The organism is Leptolyngbya sp. Heron Island J, from assembly GCF_000482245.1.
In the GTDB taxonomy this organism is placed as follows: Bacteria; Cyanobacteriota; Cyanobacteriia; order Phormidesmidales; family Phormidesmidaceae; genus Leptothoe.
Genome location: NZ_AWNH01000103.1, coordinates 29,261 through 49,495, shown reverse-complemented (window position 1 = coordinate 49,495; position 20,235 = coordinate 29,261). Strand labels below are relative to the sequence as shown.

At 48.8% G+C, this 20,235-nt stretch carries 21 protein-coding genes; 9 read left to right on the top strand and 12 right to left on the bottom strand.

Going from position 1 to position 20,235, the window contains the following annotated elements; translation table 11 throughout:
- Positions 1–60 precede the first annotated feature (60 nt).
- Positions 61–1,764: a serine/threonine-protein kinase gene (locus N836_RS66165; protein WP_023075784.1), complete on the bottom strand. Its 1,704-nt coding sequence runs from the start codon at positions 1,762–1,764 to the stop codon at positions 61–63.
- A 300-nt stretch (positions 1,765–2,064) separates the two neighbouring features.
- Between N836_RS66165 and N836_RS66160 the strand changes: the two genes are divergently transcribed.
- On the top strand, positions 2,065–2,493 hold the full coding sequence (locus N836_RS66160) for a HEPN domain-containing protein (protein ID WP_023075783.1): 429 nt from the start codon (positions 2,065–2,067) through the stop codon (positions 2,491–2,493).
- Positions 2,494–2,501: 8 nt separating this feature from the next.
- Here the strand turns inward: N836_RS66160 and N836_RS66155 are convergent, their stop codons facing one another.
- Positions 2,502–3,905: an MFS transporter gene (locus N836_RS66155; RefSeq protein ID WP_023075782.1), complete on the bottom strand. Its 1,404-nt coding sequence runs from the start codon at positions 3,903–3,905 to the stop codon at positions 2,502–2,504.
- A gap of 198 nt (positions 3,906–4,103) precedes the next feature.
- Between N836_RS66155 and N836_RS66150 the strand changes: the two genes are divergently transcribed.
- On the top strand, positions 4,104–4,664 hold the full coding sequence (locus N836_RS66150; RefSeq protein ID WP_023075781.1) for a phosphoribosyltransferase: 561 nt from the start codon (positions 4,104–4,106) through the stop codon (positions 4,662–4,664).
- A gap of 142 nt (positions 4,665–4,806) precedes the next feature.
- Here N836_RS66150 and N836_RS66145 read toward each other — a convergent pair whose 3' ends face one another.
- Positions 4,807–5,889 (bottom strand): DUF362 domain-containing protein, encoded by a 1,083-nt coding sequence (locus N836_RS66145; protein WP_023075780.1) that lies wholly within the window; start codon positions 5,887–5,889, stop codon positions 4,807–4,809.
- Positions 5,890–6,149: 260 nt separating this feature from the next.
- Between N836_RS66145 and N836_RS73860 the strand changes: the two genes are divergently transcribed.
- Positions 6,150–7,223 carry a fibro-slime domain-containing protein gene (locus N836_RS73860; protein WP_023075779.1) on the top strand — a complete coding sequence of 358 codons (1,074 nt, stop codon included), beginning with the start codon at positions 6,150–6,152 and terminating at the stop codon, positions 7,221–7,223.
- A 227-nt stretch (positions 7,224–7,450) separates the two neighbouring features.
- Here N836_RS73860 and N836_RS66140 read toward each other — a convergent pair whose 3' ends face one another.
- Positions 7,451–7,936: a GNAT family N-acetyltransferase gene (locus tag N836_RS66140; protein WP_023075778.1), complete on the bottom strand. Its 486-nt coding sequence runs from the start codon at positions 7,934–7,936 to the stop codon at positions 7,451–7,453.
- A gap of 83 nt (positions 7,937–8,019) precedes the next feature.
- Between N836_RS66140 and N836_RS66135 the strand changes: the two genes are divergently transcribed.
- Positions 8,020–9,096, top strand: a complete 1,077-nt coding sequence (locus N836_RS66135; RefSeq protein ID WP_023075777.1) for a mechanosensitive ion channel family protein — start codon at positions 8,020–8,022, stop codon at positions 9,094–9,096.
- Here N836_RS66135 and N836_RS66130 read toward each other — a convergent pair.
- The 4 genes from N836_RS66130 to gntT form a co-directional block, all read right to left on the bottom strand.
- The gene (locus N836_RS66130) at positions 9,080–9,604 is read right to left on the bottom strand and encodes a DOMON-like domain-containing protein (RefSeq protein ID WP_023075776.1); all 525 of its coding nucleotides are present in this window, start codon (positions 9,602–9,604) and stop codon (positions 9,080–9,082) included. The two genes, N836_RS66135 and N836_RS66130, sit on opposite strands and share 17 nt — an antisense overlap.
- 162 nt (positions 9,605–9,766) lie before the next feature.
- Positions 9,767–10,891 carry a phosphotransferase enzyme family protein gene (locus N836_RS66125; RefSeq protein ID WP_023075775.1) on the bottom strand — a complete coding sequence of 375 codons (1,125 nt, stop codon included), beginning with the start codon at positions 10,889–10,891 and terminating at the stop codon, positions 9,767–9,769.
- Between the two features lie 226 nt (positions 10,892–11,117).
- Positions 11,118–11,897, bottom strand: a complete 780-nt coding sequence (locus tag N836_RS66120; protein ID WP_023075774.1) for a TIGR00297 family protein — start codon at positions 11,895–11,897, stop codon at positions 11,118–11,120.
- A gap of 25 nt (positions 11,898–11,922) precedes the next feature.
- Positions 11,923–13,269 (bottom strand): guanitoxin biosynthesis MATE family efflux transporter GntT, encoded by a 1,347-nt coding sequence (gene gntT / locus N836_RS66115; protein WP_023075773.1) that lies wholly within the window; start codon positions 13,267–13,269, stop codon positions 11,923–11,925.
- A gap of 163 nt (positions 13,270–13,432) precedes the next feature.
- Here gntT and N836_RS66110 point away from each other — a divergent pair, with 163 nt between their 5' ends.
- Both N836_RS66110 and N836_RS66105 read left to right on the top strand, forming a co-directional pair.
- On the top strand, positions 13,433–13,834 hold the full coding sequence (locus N836_RS66110) for a hypothetical protein (RefSeq protein ID WP_023075772.1): 402 nt from the start codon (positions 13,433–13,435) through the stop codon (positions 13,832–13,834).
- A gap of 413 nt (positions 13,835–14,247) precedes the next feature.
- Positions 14,248–14,616 carry a thioredoxin family protein gene (locus tag N836_RS66105; protein ID WP_023075771.1) on the top strand — a complete coding sequence of 123 codons (369 nt, stop codon included), beginning with the start codon at positions 14,248–14,250 and terminating at the stop codon, positions 14,614–14,616.
- Between the two features lie 50 nt (positions 14,617–14,666).
- On the opposite strand, the gene ribD is transcribed toward N836_RS66105, so the two are convergent.
- The gene (gene ribD, locus N836_RS66100; RefSeq protein ID WP_023075770.1) at positions 14,667–15,779 is read right to left on the bottom strand and encodes a bifunctional diaminohydroxyphosphoribosylaminopyrimidine deaminase/5-amino-6-(5-phosphoribosylamino)uracil reductase RibD; all 1,113 of its coding nucleotides are present in this window, start codon (positions 15,777–15,779) and stop codon (positions 14,667–14,669) included.
- A 54-nt stretch (positions 15,780–15,833) separates the two neighbouring features.
- Here ribD and N836_RS74930 point away from each other — a divergent pair, with 54 nt between their 5' ends.
- Entirely contained in the window at positions 15,834–16,058 is a 225-nt protein-coding gene (locus tag N836_RS74930; protein ID WP_071789093.1) for a hypothetical protein, read from the top strand.
- On the opposite strand, the gene bioF is transcribed toward N836_RS74930, so the two are convergent.
- From bioF to N836_RS66085, 3 genes are all read right to left on the bottom strand, one after another.
- A complete protein-coding gene (gene bioF, locus N836_RS66095) occupies positions 16,024–17,214 on the bottom strand; it encodes an 8-amino-7-oxononanoate synthase (RefSeq protein WP_023075769.1) in 1,191 nt (396 codons plus the stop codon). The two genes, N836_RS74930 and bioF, sit on opposite strands and share 35 nt — an antisense overlap.
- A gap of 8 nt (positions 17,215–17,222) precedes the next feature.
- Positions 17,223–17,702, bottom strand: a complete 480-nt coding sequence (locus tag N836_RS66090; RefSeq protein ID WP_023075768.1) for a hypothetical protein — start codon at positions 17,700–17,702, stop codon at positions 17,223–17,225.
- A 264-nt stretch (positions 17,703–17,966) separates the two neighbouring features.
- Entirely contained in the window at positions 17,967–18,437 is a 471-nt protein-coding gene (locus N836_RS66085; RefSeq protein ID WP_152532263.1) for a hypothetical protein, read from the bottom strand.
- A 248-nt stretch (positions 18,438–18,685) separates the two neighbouring features.
- Here N836_RS66085 and N836_RS66080 point away from each other — a divergent pair, with 248 nt between their 5' ends.
- Together N836_RS66080 and N836_RS66075 are read left to right on the top strand one after the other, a co-directional pair.
- Positions 18,686–19,276, top strand: coding sequence for a sulfite oxidase-like oxidoreductase (locus tag N836_RS66080; protein ID WP_023075766.1), 591 nt, complete (start codon positions 18,686–18,688; stop codon positions 19,274–19,276).
- Positions 19,277–19,452: 176 nt separating this feature from the next.
- On the top strand, positions 19,453–20,235 hold the full coding sequence (locus N836_RS66075; RefSeq protein WP_023075765.1) for a hypothetical protein: 783 nt from the start codon (positions 19,453–19,455) through the stop codon (positions 20,233–20,235).

Here is a 20,235-nt window from a genome sequence, read left to right as displayed (position 1 = left end):
GCAGTGCTTGGCTATTAATGACCAACCAGCAGCTTTGGATATTAAATATTCATTATTCTCTTACCGCACATGGATGTGAATAAACCCATTGTTGTTGCGTTCAATGCTACCGCGTAGACCATTTTGTTCAAATGGATAGCGCTCTATTTCGCCAGTACGAACTTGGTCTAAACCAGTTTCAATAGCTCGGGTGGACCGACCGTTAAGCATGCCGGTCAAGGCTGTTCTCATGATCAAGCGATCATAAGCAGGGGCGAAGACAGCTTCAGTTTGCTGGATCGTACGACCAGACGCATCATAAATGTAGGCAACAGTGGCACGATTGGGATCAAGCTCATAGACGGCTGTGGTGGCCGAGGGTGAGACCGATCTGCGTGTGGGTTCTCCCAAGCGATTAATCACAGCTGTGGCCGCAGTGCCAGGGGCAAAACCAGGAACAGGCACAATGTTGCCACTGCCAGGAGTAGCTGTACTGGGGTTGCCACTGTTACTTAAGATGAGCGGTGGTAACGTCTCTGGCTGAGCTGCCGGTGTTGGCACGTCGGGCTCAGTTATCTCGATATCTGTTGGTGTGGTGGATAAGTCCGGCAGAATTTCTTCTAAGTTGGGCAGGGTGACTTCCGGTAAAGAGACTTCAGGAATAGAAACTTCCGGTAAGTCTGCTGTTTTTTCTTGGAGGTCATTGAAGGTTTGTTGAGCGGCTTGATAAAGCCGATATCCAGCAAACCCCAGACCGCCTAGTAGTCCCAGGACAGTTAACGAGATTGTTGTTTTGATCAGGGTACCCAAAAGCCCCGGCCCCGGCCGCTTGGAGGGCTGACTGTTTTGTTTTTGAGGGGCTACTGCTGTGGCAGCTGAGGACAGCTCATTCCCTGTTTCACTATGGAAAACATGGCCAGAGGGTCTGTCAGGGGCAACAACCTGAGTAGGTTGGGTCGACAGAGTCTTTATAGCGCCGCGAGCTGATAACAGTGTCAGCCAGCTAGCCATTGACTGGGGCCGCTGAGCAAGTTCTAGGGCCATGCCCTGTAGAATGGCCTGCTCGGTTCTAGGGCTGAGTTTAGGGTTGAGCTGTCTAGGGGGAGTTAGGGGATGGTGCGATCGCAACACCGAGGCCACAGGCACCTGCCCCGTGACCGCAGAATAAAGCGTAGCAGCCAGACCATACACATCCGCAGCAGCTGTACGGCGAGCCTTCGGTAAATATTGTTCCAGCGGGGCGTATCCTTCAGATACTAAATTGGTATGGGTTTGAGTTTGACCGCTAATCAGTTCTCGGGCGATGCCAAAATCAATCAAAACGGCATTACCTTGATTGACCATGATGTTCTGAGGTTTGACATCCCGATGCAGTAAGCCCTGATTATGAACTGTCTGCAAGGCACTAGCAATTTGCCGCATATATTGCAGCGCTGTAGTTTCTGGCAGGGGACGGTTGGGAAAAATTAGCTCCGATAGCGGCTGCCCTGGAATGAAATCCATCACCAGATAGGGCCGCTCTGCCTCGATAAAAAAGTCCGTTACATTGACAATGTGAGGATGCTGACACTGGGCTAAACGACGAGCCTCTGCCTGAAATTGCTGCAGCTGCTGAGCTTTCTCCGCATCATTGGCTGGCCATCGTAGTGTTTTGATCACCACAATCTGATTCAGGGTTTGATGCACAGCCCGATAGGTGACGCCAAACCCACCGCGCCCTAGTTCGTTTTCAATCAAATATTTCCCATTTTGCAGACTGGTGCCCACCAAATTGATGTTACTCACCCTGTCCTCGGCATAACCTCACAGCATCACCTCTAACACAAAATTTCCTTTCTTGCATGATAAAGGCGACAGCCCAAAAACTGGGCCATAGAATTTTGTTGAACAAACTCTGCAAACGATACTACCCTTTATCTAGGACGTTTCTAATGTCTGTGGCTGAGGTGTGTCAGCTATCTGGCGGTATGCGGTAATTTATGCATCTCTCCCCCATATTGTCAGGATACGACAGTAGATTGACGTCAATTTATGGTTTAATGTCCGCTTGGACGGATGTTTTCAGAGTTTCCGGAGTTCTTGTTCATGAAGTCTGAGCAAAAGCAGCGCCTCTTCAATGCAAAGGAGAATATTAAAGCAGCTCAGCTACTGGCCCATAGTCACTTTTACGATATTGCTATTTCCCGTGCTTACTACGCCATGCTGTACGTGGCAGAAGCGCTTCTTCTAGACCAGACGACAGCTATACCCACTCAAAACGAAGCAGTCAATACTCTGTTTACAGAGCGGTTTTCGGCCCAAACCCCCCTGTTTCAGCCCTATGGCACCTATTTGGAGGATGGCCTCACCGCCAGACTGCGAGCAGACTATTCCCATGGTGATAAGGCAACCCTGGCGGATGCCAAACAGCATATTAATCGGGCTAAAGCATTTTTGGATTTAGCTAAACACTACTTGATGACCGAGCTATCGGCTTCAGAACCTGCCGAGGTGGGCGCAAGTCGGTTAGGTTAATTGATAGTCTACTGGGTTTGTTGCCGACGTTCAGCTAGCTTGAGTAAGGTTTCAGCGTGGGTAGCTTTGGTAATTGGGTAAAAGTAGGCCAGAACCATGCCAAAAATCAGCAGTATGAGGGGAACTGGTCCCATAAAGAAGCGAATTGCTAGTAGGGCCGACTCTGGCTGAGTGGCAGCTTCTGCGATAAATCCTGAGGTTTGCAGGGCTAAGCTGACTAGAAAAATACCAACGGCTAAGCCCATTTTTTGTAGCAGAGTCATAAATGCATAAAATATGCCTTCACGTCGTTGACCCGTATTCAGCTCATCGAGTTCGATGACGTCTGGCAAAATTGACCAGGGCACGACGTAAGCGGTAGCTACGCCAAAGCTCGCTACCAGGCAAAGACCGTATAAGATACCCAGCTGGCCTGCCTGTAGAAAAAAGAGGGCAATTTGCACCAGAATCCAGATACCACTGCCTAGGAAATATAGTCCTTTTTTGCCAACACGTTTGGATAGAACGTTGCATAGGGCCATCATGGGAATAGCGGTTCCTTGGACCAACAGGGCCGCTAAAAAGTAATCATTGGCCCCCATCCAAAAGGTGACGTAGAAAGGAATAATTGTGGCTGTAATTTGCAACGCTAGCCATGAAAATAGGTAGATGCCAACTACAAATAAAAAGGGCCGATTGCTAAAAACAATTTTTAGCTGTTGGAAAAATGAATCGCTATCTTCTATTTCAGTGTCATCGAGCGACTGTCCACGATAGGCAGCTCGGTTTTTATAGTGGGGAAAGGTCCCTAAAACACACCAGCAAAGGGTCGCAATGGAAATGCCACCGCCGATGAGGCCTAAGACCCGGTATTGCTGCTCGGGATTGGCAACCAGGTTACTGACGACTAACCCCATTGCTAGAACTGAAACAGCACCAATTAGCGAAAACGATAGCCGAAACGAGGTCAACTCTGTTCGCTCGTCATAGTCTTCGGTGATTTCGGCTGTCAGCGTGGAATAGGGCAAATTGGTGGTGGTGAAAAATACCTGAAACAGGATAGAGGCAATGACGTAGTAACAAAATAGGGCGGTTTGGCTGGTGAATCCTGGGACTATCCAATTCAAGTAAAAGGTGAGGCCAAACGGGATAGTTGTTAAGGCTATCCATGGATAGCGTCGCCCCCAGCGGGTACGGGTGCGATCGCTAAGGATACCTACCAATGGATCATTCACCGCATCCCAAATTTTACCAATTAGCAGCACCGTCCCTGCGGTCAGGGGTTCTAAGCCAGCAACATTGGTTAAAAAGATCAAAAATGAAAATGCCAGCAGATTAGACGTTAAACCAGCTCCCATATCCCCAGCCCCGTAGGCCAGCTTTGTGGACCAAGTCAGTTTTGGTGGATGCAAAGGTTTACCTGAAGTTTCCATAGTGTTGGGAGATGGCTAGGAATTATTAAATCATCTGTAGAATGAGGCTCAACCGTAACTGTACAGTCACATCAAGCATCACACTAACCCCTTTTGCCCTTGCCCAGGTCAAAGCCTTGAGCGCAAGACTTATTCCCAGGCAATGGAGCAACGCTATATTATTGCTCTATTTGTGTCATCCCTTTTTCTAAGTTATCCATGACAGCCACCTCTGATCTCACAGCGTCTAATGCTTCTTCCGATAGCGACCTATACGTATCCTGGGCAGATTATTACCAGGCCATTGAAAATTTGGCCATCGCTATTCATGAATCAGGATGGCAGTTTAATCAGATTGTGTGTCTGGCTAAAGGTGGCCTACGGATCGGGGATATTCTGTGCCGAATTTCTGGCCAACCCCTGGCGATTCTGTCAACGTCATCCTATGGCGGTGAAGGTAACCGCACACGTGGAGCAATTACGTTTTCCAGAGATCTCAGCATGACGACGACGAATCTCGGCACCCACGTCCTTTTGGTCGATGATTTAGTGGATTCAGGACAGAGCCTGCAGCGCAGTATTCGTTGGCTAGAACATCGATATGGGTTTTACATTGATGACATCAAAACGGCTGTGATTTGGTATAAGAAGTGCTCCGTTATTAAGCCCGATTACTATGTCAGTTATTTAGAAACTAATCCATGGATTCATCAGCCCTTTGAAAAGTATGAGGAGATGACCATTGATACCCTAGCGCAAGCAAAAACGTCTCAGGTATGAAAAACGCTAGTGCAAACAGTTTTAGTAGCCCTTAAAGACCTGGCTGTTTGATTTTGACGCCACTTAACGAGAACGGATTGTTCTTGTTGTTGTGCCGCAAAGGGTTTTACACGATTGTTTGGATCGAATTGAACCTTTATTCCTAAGTTAAAAACTGGCGAATTTCATCAGCCATTTGAACGCTGGCTTGATCTGCGGTGATGAGTTCCACTTGGTCTGCATTGATGGCTCCTAAGCCCAGATCTGCGGCCCGGCGAATTTGAGCCTGGCTCCAGATTGAGCCTCCAGATACTTCACGAGTTGTGCCTAACTTTCGCAATATGGCGATTCCCACCGCATCAACAGCAATGCGATCTGTACTGGCTAGAATTACTCCGGCTTGAACCCGCTGGCCTTGTTCAGGTCCCCCATTCACAAAAGCATCTACACCATCGATGATCACCAGCGAGGGGCGATAGGCTTTATTGACTTCAGCAATCATGAGCCTTTGGTGGGTAGAACGATGTAGTTCACGCATGTAGTCATGGTTATCCCCCGGTACATAGCGAGCCACCATACCAATGGTATTTTTTAAGGAAAGAGTAAAATGTCCCCCAAAGCGGTGGGTTTTGAGACAGCATAGGTTGACAATCGCATCTGCATTGAGAACAGGACGGGCGATGGCAAACCCACGGGACCAATGGGTGCCTGCCGCAGCAAAATACTGCCAGTCGTCTCGATCCAGCTCATCAAATACAACGGTGTTAAACCCATAGCGTTGAGCCAGGTCAAACACTTGCATTTGTGTCATCGCCTGACGCGTATCTGCCATCCCTGAGCGATCGCCGACTGTGATGGTGCTGGCTCCAGCACTCTGAATTTCTTGTACTAAGGTTTCTAATACCGCGGGATGGGTGGCAGCTGGTGCTGGATCGCCTGTGTTGTAGTTGGGTTTGATAAAAACTCGCTTGTTACTAAAGTCTGAAGGCTGTAACAGTTCAATTGCCCGACGAATGCCGCTGCTCCGATCTGTTGTTTTGATTAATGCAACGCGGTGAGGATTGAGATTTGCGATCGCTAGGGGGGTGGCTGATAGCTCCGAAGCCAAAATAGGCTGCTCTGAAGCTGAAGGTTGTTGTGTTCCCAATGTTTTCAGGGCGTGGGGTAAGGCAACTGCACCCGTTAACAATCCCAGATATTTTAGTAATCCACGACGTGATGAGGGAGTAGGGCGTTGAGTTGACATAGTAATGGGTAAGGGCTTGCAGCTAACAGCAGACTGGACCTATTGTGATTAGCCCACATGAGAATCGCCTGAATATTGCTTTTTAATTCGTACCATAAATCTTTTGGGTGTATGACTTTATGAACCGCTGTTACGAAGTTTCATAATGGCCTGTGCCTGTACCCTGGAGGAGTTTAGACAGAGTTACAAGTGATCATCTGGAAAAATCACGAGAACGACTGTATAAAAAATGGCCTTCTATTCAGACTGAGGAAGCTCCCATGACACAACTAACATTATCCGGTAAGGTTCGCGACTTCAAAGACAGCCACAATGATTTTGAGCACGTAATTGCCCCCGAAAAAAACATTGTTGGACCGAAGCTGGATGAAGATAGTAAACCAATTTATAAAGGGGGAAAGGGTAAAACCACTACAGGCAAAGAGAACTTTGATCAGTGGTTTCGTGATGTAGACGATATCAATCTGGGCAAACGGCTGGATATTGTTCTAGAAGACACAGACGGTAACGGTGTCTTCACCTATGAGAATACGGAATTCTTCCCCATTGATGATGACTTGTTTGGGAATGAAGGCCGCCCACATAACTATCACTTTACCTACGAGCTCCATTCTAAATTTACCTATCAGGGCTATGAGAAGTTTACCTTCACTGGGGATGATGACCTGTGGGTGTTTATCGATGGCAAGCTGGTAATCGATCTGGGGGGGGTTCATTCAGCCCTGACAGAAACCATCGATATGAAAATTGACGATGACAAAACAGAATTTAGAAAAGGTCTAGACTCAGGTGAAACACTGGTCTTAGAAAAAGGGAAAACCTATTCCTTTGATCTGTTTTTCGCGGAGCGTCATACTACGAAATCCCACTTCCAGATTGAAACGTCACTGCTGTTAAAACCCGCTCCGGTAGTCTGCATCAAATCACCTGATCCAAAAGCAGTCGAACCCTACGCAGGTGAAGTGTGTCTTGATGGCGGTAAGTTTGTAATTTGTGCGGCAGAACCCGTGACTCAGGATACCGTCATTACTTATGATGTGCGCGGGACTGCGCAAGAAGGTAAAGATTATAAGTCCATTGGTCGCAGTGCAACCATTCCAGAGGGACAGAAAGAAGTTTGCATTGATGTGACTCCTCTGGCGGATAAGGTTGCTTGTGAAGGAGATGAGACTGTCATTGTTAAGCTGCAGCCTGGTGAAGGATACAAGCTGGGTAAATGTAAGGTAGCTAAGGTGACCATTTCAGAAGCGCCTCCTAAGCAGCCTAACTATTTACTCATCATTCTCGTGATCATATTCTTGGCTATTTGTGGCTTCTGGCTGCTTGTACACTAGTACTCTGTGGCGTAAGTTTGCCCACGATCCAATGTGGATGAGTGGATGAGTCGATGGGTGGATGGGTAGATGAAATAGCTGCAAATTTCTGCCATCGGGTACTAGTCACTGCTTTGGTGTAGAGATGCCCGTAGGGTAGTAACTCCTATAGTTCCGGTAACAGGTAATGATAACTGTTACCGGGATTTTTATGTGGCTTTGACTTTCTATAACTGTTTCTCGTTGTTTTACAGTGCTTTTCGATAGTAATCGACATTGGCTTTTAACTCCTCAAACAGGCAATAAGGATTCTGTTGCATGCCAAGAGCGATGTATGTCTCTTGTGCCCGTGTATTATCCTGTTCGACATAGAGGCGAAAGCCACAGACATTGGCCTCATTGGTGGCAAGCTCTTTGATAAACAAGTACATCTGACGGTAAATGCCGCGACGACGATAGTCGGGCAATACAAATACGCTCTGAATCCACCAGAAGAGGCCATTACGCCAATCACTCCACTCCGTTGTGATCATCAAGCAGGCGACTACCTTCATGTTTACTTCTGCGACAATGTAAAAGCCATAGGCGGGATTGTTTAGTAAGGTGTTGACCCCCGCTAAAATGACATCGGGCATGAGGTCTTTATTCTCCGTTTCTTGAGCCATTGCTCGATTAAAGTATGCAATGTCTTTGGCATCACTGGGTTGGGCGCGACGGATGTTTACAGAATCCACAATGGTTTTAAGTTGACTGATGTTGGCGATTTATAGTGTATCGTCTGTCCTGTTACGCTAAACATGGTGATGACGTAGGCCCCATGGTGTCTGACATTTTGCAGCAGTCCTTTTTAGGTAATCCGGTCAAAGCGTATGGTGTTGCACTGCTTAATATTGGTGTGGGGTTTGTGATCGCAAACCTGCTGAAAAGACTGATTCTCGGTCGTCTTAAACGCTGGGCCAAGCGCACGACCACAACCCTGGACGACCAGCTGATTCGTCTGGTTGAGCAACCGGCTCTATGGCTGCTCTATTTGGGGGTGTGCTATGTTAGCATCCAAAACTTGCAGCTGTCTGACATGGTCTCGCAACTGCTGGAAGGCATTGGCGTGATTATCGCCACCTTGCTGCTGCTGCAACTGGTGGATTCAGTGGCTGAATATGGTTTGCGTATCTATGGGTTTATTCACCGCGCTCAGCCCAATCTACGCCAAAGCCTCAATGCATTAATTCCAGCTGTACGGGTTGTCCTCTGGGCAATTGGGATTGTCTTTGTGCTCGATAACCTGGGATTTGATATTTCTGCAGTCGTTACCGGGTTAGGAATTGGTGGTGTTGCCATTGCCTTGGCCTCCCAGGGCATCTTACAAGATCTGTTTAGCTATTTTTCAATCTTGTTAGATCGTCCATTTGAGATTGGTGATTTTATTGTTGTTGACCAGCTAGCGGGCACGGTCGAACAAATAGGGATTAAAACAACCCGACTTCAGAGTCTCGATGGTGAACAACTGATTCTGGCAAATACCGATCTCATCGGTTCGCGTATTCAAAATTTTCAGCGTATGGCTCAGCGGCGAATTGCCTTTTATCTGGGGGTTACCTATGGGACTAATATCGATAAACTAGAGCAAATTCCCATCATCGTTAGCCATATTATCAAAGGGCTTCCTCAAGTAGCCTTTGATCGGGCTCATTTTGCTGGTTTTGGTGACTTTGGGCTCAATTATGAAGTTGTTTACTTTGTAGAGACCAATGACTATATGGTCTATCGCGATGTGCAACAACAGATCAATCTGGCGATTAAAGCACAATTTGATCAAGTAGGAATTGAGTTTGCGTATCCAACTCAGGTAGTGTACTTGAGCCAGGCTCCTGAACCATTTAAACAACTAGACTAAAACTATCTCGGCGGTGAAAGTCGGGTTCTGTGCCGGTATGTTCAAGTGCCCAGTAAGAGATACTGTTGGCTTTGAGGACAGTACTAATGCCGAGTTCCAGGGGCTGGTCGACGGCTAGCCACCCACCTGTCGACAGCTCCAGGGTTAAATAGTATCCCTTGGTGATGGATTGCCAGGTACTGGATACGTGCTGACAGGCGGATTCAGCTACCATAGCTTGGCGATAGTCATCAAAACGATAGACGTTCCAATCCCCATTGGGAGCTGCGTTGACTTCCCAATAGCGAGTTGAATCGGGGATACCAATAAAAACTTCAAAACAGGTGTCCTGCCAGAGCTGATCGCGACGACTAGGGGTTGCGCTAGTGGCAGGGGGGACTTCAAGCTCGTCAACCGCGCCAGTAAGTGTGTATTCTACGGTCAGGGCCGATTGCGATCGCACCACCCGACCAGAAATTGCCAAATCAGAGATCGGTTCAAAGGGTTTCAGCAAAAATGGTACAGCCATAGACATCTCCTAGGGGAACAAGTACTGAGTGCAAAGTCTCTAAATAGGCAGTTGCTATTGCCCCCAATGACTGTAAGGCTGGTATGGCGATGGCTCACGGGGTTATTTTCAGAACTCAGTACATACTCAATAGTTCTAGGCTACCTATCCAGCGTCAGTACATTAATGAGCTTTTAATTGATCAATTACGGTTTGAATAGCCTGTTTTTGAGTGCGAATGCTCTCAGCCAGCTGAAATTGAACCAGGGCTCGCTCTAGGTTATGATTGGGCCGCTGTGTCTTAAAGTAAATATCCCCCGATAGGTGATCGCTAAAAAACCTTAGCCCCAGCTCAAAGGTGATGAGCCAAATGGCGTCATAAATATAGTCATATTCCACCGCGTCAAGGAATATGTGAGCACTAGCAAGATATCCCTCTAGTACAACAGCGCACAGCTCCACATCAAACGTCACCGCCTGCCACTGCCGGGTTTCTTCTCCCAGGGAATTACAGCTAGAGCGTAAACAATCACCAATGTCGTAATGGACAAGACCTGGCTTGACCGTATCCAGATCGATCAAGCTCACGGCCTGCCCCGTTGCTGTATCAATCAGAATGTTGTTAATCTTTGGATCACCATGGATAGAGCGCAGGGGGAGATGCCCCTCAGCTTTAGCGTCTTCCAGGATTGAGAGTTTTCTACGATGATCGGCAATCAGCTGGCAGCAATGATTTTCTTCGGGCGATCGCACTTGAGCCTGGGGCAAAATCGCATCATATTGCTCCAAATAATTGGGGGTGATGTGAAACCCTGGGAGCGTATCTGCTAATTGAGTGCAGGGTAAATCACTAAGCAAGCTGTGAAAATAGCCAAGCCCATAGCCAATCTCAGTGGCATGCTGCTGGTTTTGGATGGTGTTAAAGGTAGTGGTGTCTTGAACAAAGCTGAGCCCCCGCCAAACGTTGCCTTGCTGATCGATCCAGTGGTGTTGATTGTCGTCGGTTTTGAGCACCGTCGGGACTTCCCAACGACGAGCTAGAGAAGCCTTACCCAAGCGTTGATGGGCGTGGCTGATAAACTGACAAAGGTTGTCCATCACCTGGTGTGGCTGGGGAAACACCTCGGTATTGATGCGCTGTAGAACAAATGTTTGCCCGGCATCGACCAGGTAGGTGTCGTTAATGTTGCCATTACCCAGGGGACGAATAGTTTGCACAGTACCATAGCCAACAAATTGTTGGGCAATGCTGGCCAGGGCGGCAGTTGTGCTAATCAGTGAGTTAGGCAGCTCAGCCTCGGAGAGCATGGGATAGTTTAGTAAATCTTTGAGTAATTATGCTTTCACCACTCCAACTAGAAAACTAGTGGGCCAGAATAAGCTGCCACCAACGGTTTTCGAAGTTTTGATGTGTGAGCTTAGGGGCGATGGACACCGCTAGACTCCCTAGGGTGATAAGAATGTTTTTAGGACTTTACCCCAATCTCGATCATCTACAACATCTATTTGTTCTGATTTACAAACAATCCTGAGCCTAGGCAGATAAAACAGGCACGGCGGCTAACGCGATCGCAACTACGGCCCCAATCAGCGTATTAATAATATTCACCACATCGTGGGTGAGACCGGGTAGCTTGTCTTCGATGGTGGCCCCAATCAGGCTTTCCACGGTCGTGGCTACAAAGGCTGCGATCGCACAAATAACAATGCCAATGGCGGGAATAAACCCCACTGCCCAAGCTGCCACCGCCAGGAGCAGCGACCCCACCACTCCCGCCAGAGTCCCCTCCAGACTGACCGCTCCCTCAGTGCCCCGAGGCACCGGCTGTAGTGTGGTGATTAAAAACGTGCGCTGACCATAGGCCTTACCAATTTCAGTGGCAGAGGTGTCCGAGAGCTTGGTACTCAGACTGGCAACAAAGCCAATGATCAGCAATTGGACCACCTGAGTGCTGGATAACCCGGCTAACGTTGCCGATGTGAGCCCTGTCAGCCACACCAAAAGGGCGCATAGGGCTGCTGTTAGGGCTGAACCCCACACATTGCCTGGGCCTCGTACCCCCCCACGATCTTCGGCAATACCTGCCGCTGCTTTTTGGGCAAAGCCAACTTTGGTCACAGCAGAGCCCGCTGCAAAATAGACCAGGGTCACAAAATAAGCCTGCCAGCCTAAACAGCCCCACAGGATAACGCCCAAAACCCAGGCGTGGAGATAGCCCATGGGAGTCAGGAGCTTTTTGGGGCTAACAAATGCTATGGCGACGAGAACAGCATTGATAACAGTTGCCACGAACCAAGGGTTTTGCCATGTCATGGATTGCTCTCCGTCTTCTCCGTTTTTATGAAGATATCGCGGTGGACCCGACTAGTGGCATCTTAACGAGTTTATAGACCAAAAACAGCATGAGTACTGTCATGTAAGCGGTTAGTGCTGTCCATAGCAGATAGCTGTTGTGCAGATACATCGCCAACACCGCCAGGGGCATAAACCCGATGCCAAAGCTGAGGAGAGCACCATTACGGAGCACGGCTCCTTCCTTAAGACCGATAAAGTAGCCCTCCAGCATAAAGGCCACGGATGTAATGCTAAGCAGGGGTACTAGCCAGGCGGCATAGCTGCCCATGGCCTGACTCACCTCCATATGGCTAGTGAGCAGGGTAAATACGGTCTCCGGAAAGACCACGGCGGCTAGGGCAAACCCCAGGGCAATTACCAGGCTGGTGACGATAGCAGTTTTTAGCACAGGTAAACAGTCTTCTATGCGCCCTTGCCCTTTAAAGTTGCCTATTAAGGTCTGTGCCGTCATTCCTACCCCCTGTACCGTAAACTGGCTGAGCAGTGCAATCTGCAGTAGTAATCCATTTTCCGCCAGGGAGACGGTGCCAAAGGTGGCGCTGAGGTTGGTAAAGATGGAATAGGCGGAAATCAACGCTAGAAATCTGACCAGGATATTGCCTTTGAGAATGAGGGTGGACCCCAAAGCCTGACGATCGAGCACCTGGGCCATAGCTTTACCCATGCAGGCCCAGTCGATGGTTAGCGCAATTGCAACAATCCCCACCAGCAGTCCCAAATATTGGCTAAGGGCGGTGGCTAAGCCAGCGCCTGCACTCTCCCAGCCCCAGCGGTTGATCATCAAATAGTCCAGCAGCACATTAGAGCCATTGGCCATCAGAGAAATTAGAAACACAATGCCATTTTTTTCCCGCCCTAAAAACCAGCCAATCAGCACAAAGTTGAGCAATACTGCCGGGGCACCCCAAATACGGGCATTAAAGTAAGCCAGACCAGCCTGCTCGGTTTCAGGGGCTCCAGCCAGAATAGTGAAGCCGAGCTGGTGAATGGGGTATTGCAGCAACAAGATGATGATTGCGATCGCAAGGGCTACCACCCCACAGCGTAAAACAGCCACCAAGACATCAACAGCATCATCTTTTCCCACAGCCTGGGCGGTCAGAGCATTAGTACTGTTGCGCAAAAACTTGAGAATTCGATAGAGATAGTCAAATAAAATGCTGCCCAAGATCACCCCGGCCAGGTAGTGAATATCGGACAAATGCCCTAAAAATGCCGTATCACACAACCCCGCTAGCGGCACCATCATGTTGGAAAACATGCCCACAATGGATAGTCGATAGAAACGAGGCAAAAAACTTTGATCAGATGCTGGGATAGCAGAAACCATAGACTGTGAAGCGCTCCAGCTCATTGCAGAGAGTTACACTACTGACTTAAGTTAATAATGCTTAAGTAAACGTTAATATTGCACAATCAAACATACTTTTGCCAGTTTTGCAGACTCTACCCAGTTCTTCAAAAGTATGCTCTACAGTTAATTCAGCGTTTTTATGGATTCCATCGAAAAGCTCATTACCATGGCCGAGGACGAGCTTACTCAGTACAGCACAGAAGCGCGAAAAATCGAAAAGCTGCGGCCCAAGGTGGGGCTGACCGTACCCTATCCACAGCAAAAAGCGGTAAGAGAACAGCTACTGGCGGATATACCTAAAAATATTTTTGCCAAAATTGTCGAACGTGACCGGCAGATGGTAGCACTACCCTTTTGGGGCATTGGCGGTTTGGGCCTATTACTGGGAGTATCTATGCAGCAGCCCTTAGACTTCATGGCTACGGGCATTGGTTTTTATCTTGCCTTTGGTATTCAATCGTGGGGATGGAAACTAGAGGCAAAACGTCTAGTTGTCAAAACCCTGGACGCCATTGAACAGGACATGCAAAACGGAGTGTAATCGGTTGGTGATTTTGTGAACGGCACTTGCGCTAGCTTTTACACAACGATGACAACAAAATCGTCGGTGGATTTTGGGCATGAAACATCAACGTAAATTTCTAGCAATAATCGATGTTTTTTAGATTTTCTTAAGATTTACTCATAAACAAGCTCTGTACAAAAATGACCATTAGTGGTCCAATAACTCTATCTGTAGAAGGGTTTTCAGGGTTGGGGCCAATTCTGAGCGTTATTTCCTGTCCGTAGATGAGTAGTAACTGACATCTGCAAAATTTTTCTTGTTGATAAGCTGTCTTTTTTGTGAGGAAAGGTTCACAATAGCAACAAGATGCCCTTTCGGTATTCGGCTTTCCTTAATAAGATTGAAAGTACTAAAAGACTTTTATCAATACTGACAATAATTAAGTGTCAATGACAATTTCTGAAGATAATTTCGAAAGCGTTGTGCTAGCTTCTCCTGTGCCGGTTCTCGTGCATTTTTGGGCTCCCTGGTGCGGGTTATGTCGTCGGGTAACACCTATGCTTAGTCGATTTCAGCAAGACTGGTCGGGACAGGTAAATGTCTTTAACGTCAATGCTGATGAAAATCTAAAGTTGGCAAACCTTTATCGACTGCAAACCTTACCTACACTGCTTTTTCTTGATCAAGGGCAGGTAGTTCAGCGCTTTGATGTACTGCGTAACCGTGATGAGTTTATGCGAGCGCTGAATTTACTCATGCGTCGCTATCAGTTAGACAATAGCTTTGCCGCTGAAGAAGCCGGTCTGGTGGATAGCTGAGTGTTTCTGCCCTGAGTTTTGCTGACCACAGTGGCATAACCGCTCTGGGTTTATGCAGCTGGCAAATATCCCTGGATCAGCCAGTCTGGTCCAACCTTATCGAGGACGGTGTCGTGCAAGCTCAGGGCGTCGGACATATTTTTTAAGCCCATGTCACCGATGGGAGTAGGTGCTTGTTGACCACCAATCAGTTTGGGGGCAATAAAGGCCCATAGCTTTTGAATCACACCCTGGCCCAGGGCCACGGCGCTGAGGGTGCCGCCACACTCCCATAGCACTGTAGACAGACCACGTTCGTACAGCTGGTCTAATACGATGGCGGGGGTCAGCGCGTTGACAGAAATGACCTCCACCTGCTTTGGCAATAGGGTTTGGGCCTGTGGCTGGTCGACTTCGGTAAAAACTAAGGTAGGGGCGATGTCGGTTTGCCAGAGGTGGGCTGTGGCTGGCAGCTCTAAATGTCGGCTCATGACAACTCGTAGGGGATTGCGATCGCACACCCCGTGACTAGTCAACCGAGGATTATCCTGACGGACTGTATTACCTCCCACAATGACTGCATCACACTGTCCCCGGAGCTGATGCACCCGCCGTCGTGATTCTGGACTAGTAACCCAGGCACTATGGCCAGTATCCGTGGCGATTTTGCCATCTAAGGTCATGGCATATTTCAAAATGCTAAAGGGTTGACGATGGCGAATCCGATGGATGAACGCTTCATTGAGGCGCTCACAGGCCGCTGTTTCTACATTAGCAATCACCTCGACTCCAGCCGAGCGTAACCGTTCGATGCCACCGCTGGCCTTGGGGTTAGGGTCTGTCATCCCAATCACCACCGTAGCAATGCCTGCTTGCAAAACAGCCTCGGTGCAGGGAGGAGTACGTCCCGTATGGTTGCAGGGTTCTAAATTCACATAGAGTGTGGCTCCCTGGGCAGCATCCCCGGCGGCTTGCAGCGCAAACACCTCAGCATGGGGCTGACCAGCCTGGGGATGAAACCCCTCACCAACAATTTTGCCACCCTTGACAACAACCGCTCCCACCATGGGGTTAGGCGCTGTCCGGCCTGCACCTTTGGCTGCCAGCTCCAGACAGCGACGCATCAGAGTGCGATGATTTTCACCAGGGGACAGATCATGGAGTGCATCGGACTGTGAAATCATGGGCAAAGTTATCTAGAATTTTGTATGAAGAGAAGAGCTATTTAAAATAATCCCATGACGACCGAGAACACTAGCGTGAATTGTGCCGTTGAATGCGTCAATGGCTGCATTAAAGGTGATGCCTGTCCCAATGAAGCCTACATTCAGCAGGCATCTACGTTTATTGAAAACACGTCCCTCGACAAAATGTTAGAAATTGCCGAAGAGGCCGTACGTAAGAAGATTATGGCTCGGGCAACGGAACCTAGGAAGTGGGTAATGCCAGAGGATTTGGAGTAAACGACGCAATTGCCATCACCAGCCGCTCAATATCTTCCTGGGTGTGGGTGGCCATGACCGTCATCCGTAGACGACTGGTGGGCACCGTTGGTGGGCGGACTGCTGAGGCAAAAATCCCTTGCTGCTTGAGATGTTGCCCCAGGGCAAGCACGGTGGCGGCATCTTTGACTTGGATACAGACAATGGGAGACTCAGAGGGCAGCAGGTGAATATTGGGCAACTTGTCCAGACGCTGCCTCAGATAGGTAGCATTTTTGTTGAGCTGGGTCAGTCGCTCGGGTTCTTCGGAAAGAATCGCGATCGCAGCTTTCGCGGCGGCAGCATCAGCAGGGGAGAGACCTGTGGTATAAATCCAGGTGGCGGTGCGGTTGCGTAAAAAGTCGATCAGCTCGGCTGAGCCAGTAACATAGCCACCCAGGCTACCCAGGGCCTTACTCAGAGTACCTGCTTGCACCATGGTCTGCTGGCGACAGCCCAAGTATTCCACCGCCCCACCGCCAGTTTCACCGAGAACGCCGGTGCCGTGGGCCTCATCCACCATCACCATGGCGTCCCACTGGTTAGCAATGGCCAAAATCTCTGGTAGCGGACACAGGTCGCCATCCATACTAAAGACGCTGTCGGTAACAATCATGCAGCGACGATACTGAGAGCGTTGTTCTGCCAGATGGTGCTGCAGCTGGTCTAAATTGTTGTGGTCGTATATGACAACAGTGGCTCCACTGAGGCGAGCACCCATTTGTAAGCTGGAGTGATTGTACTGGTCGGCCACGATTAGATCGCGATGATCCACCAGCGCTGCCAGGGTACCTAAGTTGGCTAAATATCCAGAGCTAAAAACAATGGCATCCTCTGTGCCTTTGAGTTGGGCAATGGCCTGTTCTAGCTTGCGGTGGATGGGGCGATGACCGCTGAGGAGCCGAGAGCCCGTGCTACCGGTACCATAGGTTGCGATCGCAGCCGTTGCCGCTGCTGCCAATCGTGGATCGCCCGCCAGTCCCAAATAATTGTTGCTAGCAAAGTTGCGACACACACGACCATCAACGCTGATGGTAGCGCCGCCTTTACCGTCAATCGTCTGAACCTGACGGTGCCAGTTGGCTCGCCGCAATGTCTGCAGCGATTTTGTCAGCCATCCGTAGGGATTGGTTGTCACTAAAGTTTTTAGTCTGGGTCTAAGGTGGATCTCCAGGTATGATACCGCCCAGATACGCGCACCTGCCCAGTTTCTGAAAAGCTGAAGACAACAGTACTGGAAGCTTCTTTAGCATCGCTAATTTCTAGATAGCCATCGACCCAGTGATCAAAGAAATTACTAGCACTATGCACCCGGATGTTGTAGGTTCCGGTTTCCAACTGAAAAGTTCTCCGGCGAGTCAGGCTACGAGGCGAAAATAAGCGACGGTTGTCAATATAGACGTCAGCCCATTCGTCACCCCGAGCAACAATTTCCAGGGTAACTTTGCGGTCAACTCGATCGTGGTGTTCTTCCTCGTGGTCCGGGTCTTGAGTGCTTGAGTTTGAAGGATAGTTGATGATAGTTTCCGCTGTTGCCGGGTAAGCAAAGTGATTAATTAAAGCAGGCGCAACTCCACTACTAATAAGTATTGCTAGCCCTAGCTTTAGCCATGTTTTTGATGTCATGGTAACCCTGATTTAGTTGATAGATACTCCTTGGCATGATCTGACCTTTGCTGTGATACCAGGTACCATCATCCACCTAATGTCAGATTCCGGAAAGATTCAGGTGTAGTTTTTGAACTTTTCTCTAGCAGATATTGGCCACACCAGGCTGATGGCCTGATCGTTGATTGAGACCTATCCTCAAGCTGATTCCAGCCCAGTAGCGAACTATCACTGTCTACTGTCTGAAACCTTAATTTTTTAACATGTTTGTCTGATATACCCCTACCGTCTTGAGGACCGTCGCCCGGTCTCTAGGGGAATCCAGGCATAAGGGTCGCCTGAAACTCTGACGCCTCGCTCTGAAAATCTAACGACAATGATATTGGTGTCATCACGACCCACATCCAAATACCCTTCTGCCCAAATATCAAAATAATCGATACCAGTAATTTTCAACTCGTAGGCACCTTCTCGAAAGGTAAACCGTTTACGGCGATTGGTATTATGGGCCGACATGATGCGGCGACCGTCAACGTACACATTAGCCCACTCGTCACCGAGGGCAATAAACTCCACGGTTACCTGTTCTCTTACAGGGCGACGGCGCTCATAGATGGGATAGCGATGATGTCCGTGGGGGTAGGTGCGGATAATAATTTGGCCAGCCTGGGCCAGCGGGGGAACTGCCAGGGGCAATGCGATCGCACACAGCGTCCCTATAATTCCTAGCCTCAGCCATTGCTGTCGTCTCATAGTGGCCTCGATGTGGGTTACACAATTTAGGGAAAACACCTCTAGTTCCATTTTAGATCTAGCCCAAAAAATCTTCTGCCAGAGAACAGGTTGTGGCAGTGGCCAGGTTGGCCAGTAATCCCACATTCACGCTCTAACAAATGCCGAAATCTAAGCCGGCCATCCAGCCATACAATAAAGTTAGCTAGCAACTCTCCACTGGAGAAGATCCGCTTGCTGCTAGCTAAAGTCCTCAGGCAATTAACCCTATGAAGTTCTTTGAAAAACCGAGTTCTGACCTGGCTGATCGTGTACCTCCCGGACAGCATTTAGCCAAAGGGTTTCCCGTCTTAACCTATGGTCCCACCCCAGAGGTGACCCAGGCAGACTGGCAACTGCAGCTATCAGGGTTGGTAACCGCTAAAACCTTGAGCTGGGATGATTTGATGGCACTGCCCCAGCATCAGTTCACAGCGGATTTTCACTGTGTCACCACCTGGTCCAAGCTAGACGTGACCTGGACTGGCGTCAAGATTACTGATCTACTCGCTACGGTTGATGTCGATGCTCAGGCCGCCCATGTGATGGCCCATTGCTACGGTAGCTACACCACAAATTTAGCCATGGAAGATTTTGCTCGCCCTGAAAACTTCCTAGCCCATACCTTAGAAGGTCAGCCATTACCTGCAGACCATGGCGGACCTCTACGCTTGGTAGTCCCCCATCTCTATGCCTGGAAAAGTGCGAAGTGGCTCAGCGGATTGGAATTTTTTGCCGAACCTGTGCTCGGCTTTTGGGAACGTAATGGCTATCACAGACGCGGTGAACCTTGGGCTGAAGAACGCTATAGCGATCGCTAGGGAGACCATCAGCTTTTGTGTAATTAGCTCACAGGTCTCAATTTGGCCGTGATCAGGAACACCAAACCTTCCTGATCGTCTGCTTAATTATCTGTAGCCCTGAACATAGTTATTCAGGCCAGATTTCCTGAAAATTCAGTGCGCTTTGCGATGAAAACCGGTAAATCACAGGTCGCATGTCTGCGATTAATGACTCCCCAGAACAAAAAAATAAACAACAGGTAATTGCAGCGCTCCCCTCAGAAGCCCAACAGTGGTTGTTAGGTTTACCCTGGGTACAGCGTCGCTATGTACTGTCTCTCTGCCATGTGATGTGTGCCACTTCCCTAGAGGAACAGGTACGCTTTTTAGATGAGTACACTGCTGACGGTGTAATTTCGCGCATTATCCACGACCAGGATACACAGCAGCGAATTTATCATCATCTCCGCCGTTTTCACATTAAAACCCAGCTGACGGAGAAAGTTCTGCGGCGCTACATTCGTCAGTACTATCTGCATGCGGCCCAGGCGCGTCAGCATCGCGATAAAGCATATTTGGAATCGGCTATTCGGTTAATGATGGATGGCCAGGAACATAGCCGTGCGATTATGTATATTCTTGGGTTTGAGCTGCTGATATTACTGTTTGGGATGAGCTGGCAGCAACATGAGCGGTTCTATACCTTACAGCCCCATCAGGAAGACTTTTTCAATCTCTACATTCGCCCGGTGCAGCAGGCCCATCGTCTCAACGGCGTAATTGTTCCTAAAGATGAGCATCGCTTTTTTGCCCGCCGTGATTACTTTATTCGTGTTCCTCAGCTAAAGATCAGCCAGACTAGAGCCCTGATTATGGCTAGCTTTTCTCCGAAGCAAATTAGTCAGCTTGGGTCAATCGTCATGCGTCATCAAAATGCGCTGCAGTTTAACTACGAGCATATCTTTCAACAAGACTCGGATACCGTTATTTTTGGCTAG

Bases quoted from the DNA above. Each gene is read 5' to 3' on its own strand.
- N836_RS66160 (WP_023075783.1), top strand. From the start codon at position 2,065: ATGAAGTCTGAGCAAAAGCAGCGCCTCTTCAATGCAAAGGAGAATATT.
- N836_RS66090 (WP_023075768.1), bottom strand. From the start codon at position 17,702: ATGACATCAAAAACATGGCTAAAGCTAGGGCTAGCAATACTTATTAGT.
- ribD (WP_023075770.1), bottom strand. From the start codon at position 15,779: ATGATTTCACAGTCCGATGCACTCCATGATCTGTCCCCTGGTGAAAAT.
- N836_RS66125 (WP_023075775.1), bottom strand. From the start codon at position 10,891: ATGCTCTCCGAGGCTGAGCTGCCTAACTCACTGATTAGCACAACTGCC.
- N836_RS66135 (WP_023075777.1), top strand. From the start codon at position 8,020: ATGGTGTCTGACATTTTGCAGCAGTCCTTTTTAGGTAATCCGGTCAAA.
- N836_RS66110 (WP_023075772.1), top strand. From the start codon at position 13,433: ATGGATTCCATCGAAAAGCTCATTACCATGGCCGAGGACGAGCTTACT.
- N836_RS66105 (WP_023075771.1), top strand. From the start codon at position 14,248: ATGACAATTTCTGAAGATAATTTCGAAAGCGTTGTGCTAGCTTCTCCT.
- N836_RS66150 (WP_023075781.1), top strand. From the start codon at position 4,104: ATGACAGCCACCTCTGATCTCACAGCGTCTAATGCTTCTTCCGATAGC.
- N836_RS66145 (WP_023075780.1), bottom strand. From the start codon at position 5,889: ATGTCAACTCAACGCCCTACTCCCTCATCACGTCGTGGATTACTAAAA.
- N836_RS66155 (WP_023075782.1), bottom strand. From the start codon at position 3,905: ATGGAAACTTCAGGTAAACCTTTGCATCCACCAAAACTGACTTGGTCC.
- N836_RS66075 (WP_023075765.1), top strand. From the start codon at position 19,453: ATGTCTGCGATTAATGACTCCCCAGAACAAAAAAATAAACAACAGGTA.
- N836_RS66130 (WP_023075776.1), bottom strand. From the start codon at position 9,604: ATGGCTGTACCATTTTTGCTGAAACCCTTTGAACCGATCTCTGATTTG.
- N836_RS66080 (WP_023075766.1), top strand. From the start codon at position 18,686: ATGAAGTTCTTTGAAAAACCGAGTTCTGACCTGGCTGATCGTGTACCT.
- N836_RS66120 (WP_023075774.1), bottom strand. From the start codon at position 11,897: ATGACATGGCAAAACCCTTGGTTCGTGGCAACTGTTATCAATGCTGTT.
- N836_RS74930 (WP_071789093.1), top strand. From the start codon at position 15,834: ATGACGACCGAGAACACTAGCGTGAATTGTGCCGTTGAATGCGTCAAT.
- N836_RS66085 (WP_152532263.1), bottom strand. From the start codon at position 18,437: ATGAGACGACAGCAATGGCTGAGGCTAGGAATTATAGGGACGCTGTGT.
- N836_RS73860 (WP_023075779.1), top strand. From the start codon at position 6,150: ATGACACAACTAACATTATCCGGTAAGGTTCGCGACTTCAAAGACAGC.
- gntT (WP_023075773.1), bottom strand. From the start codon at position 13,269: ATGGTTTCTGCTATCCCAGCATCTGATCAAAGTTTTTTGCCTCGTTTC.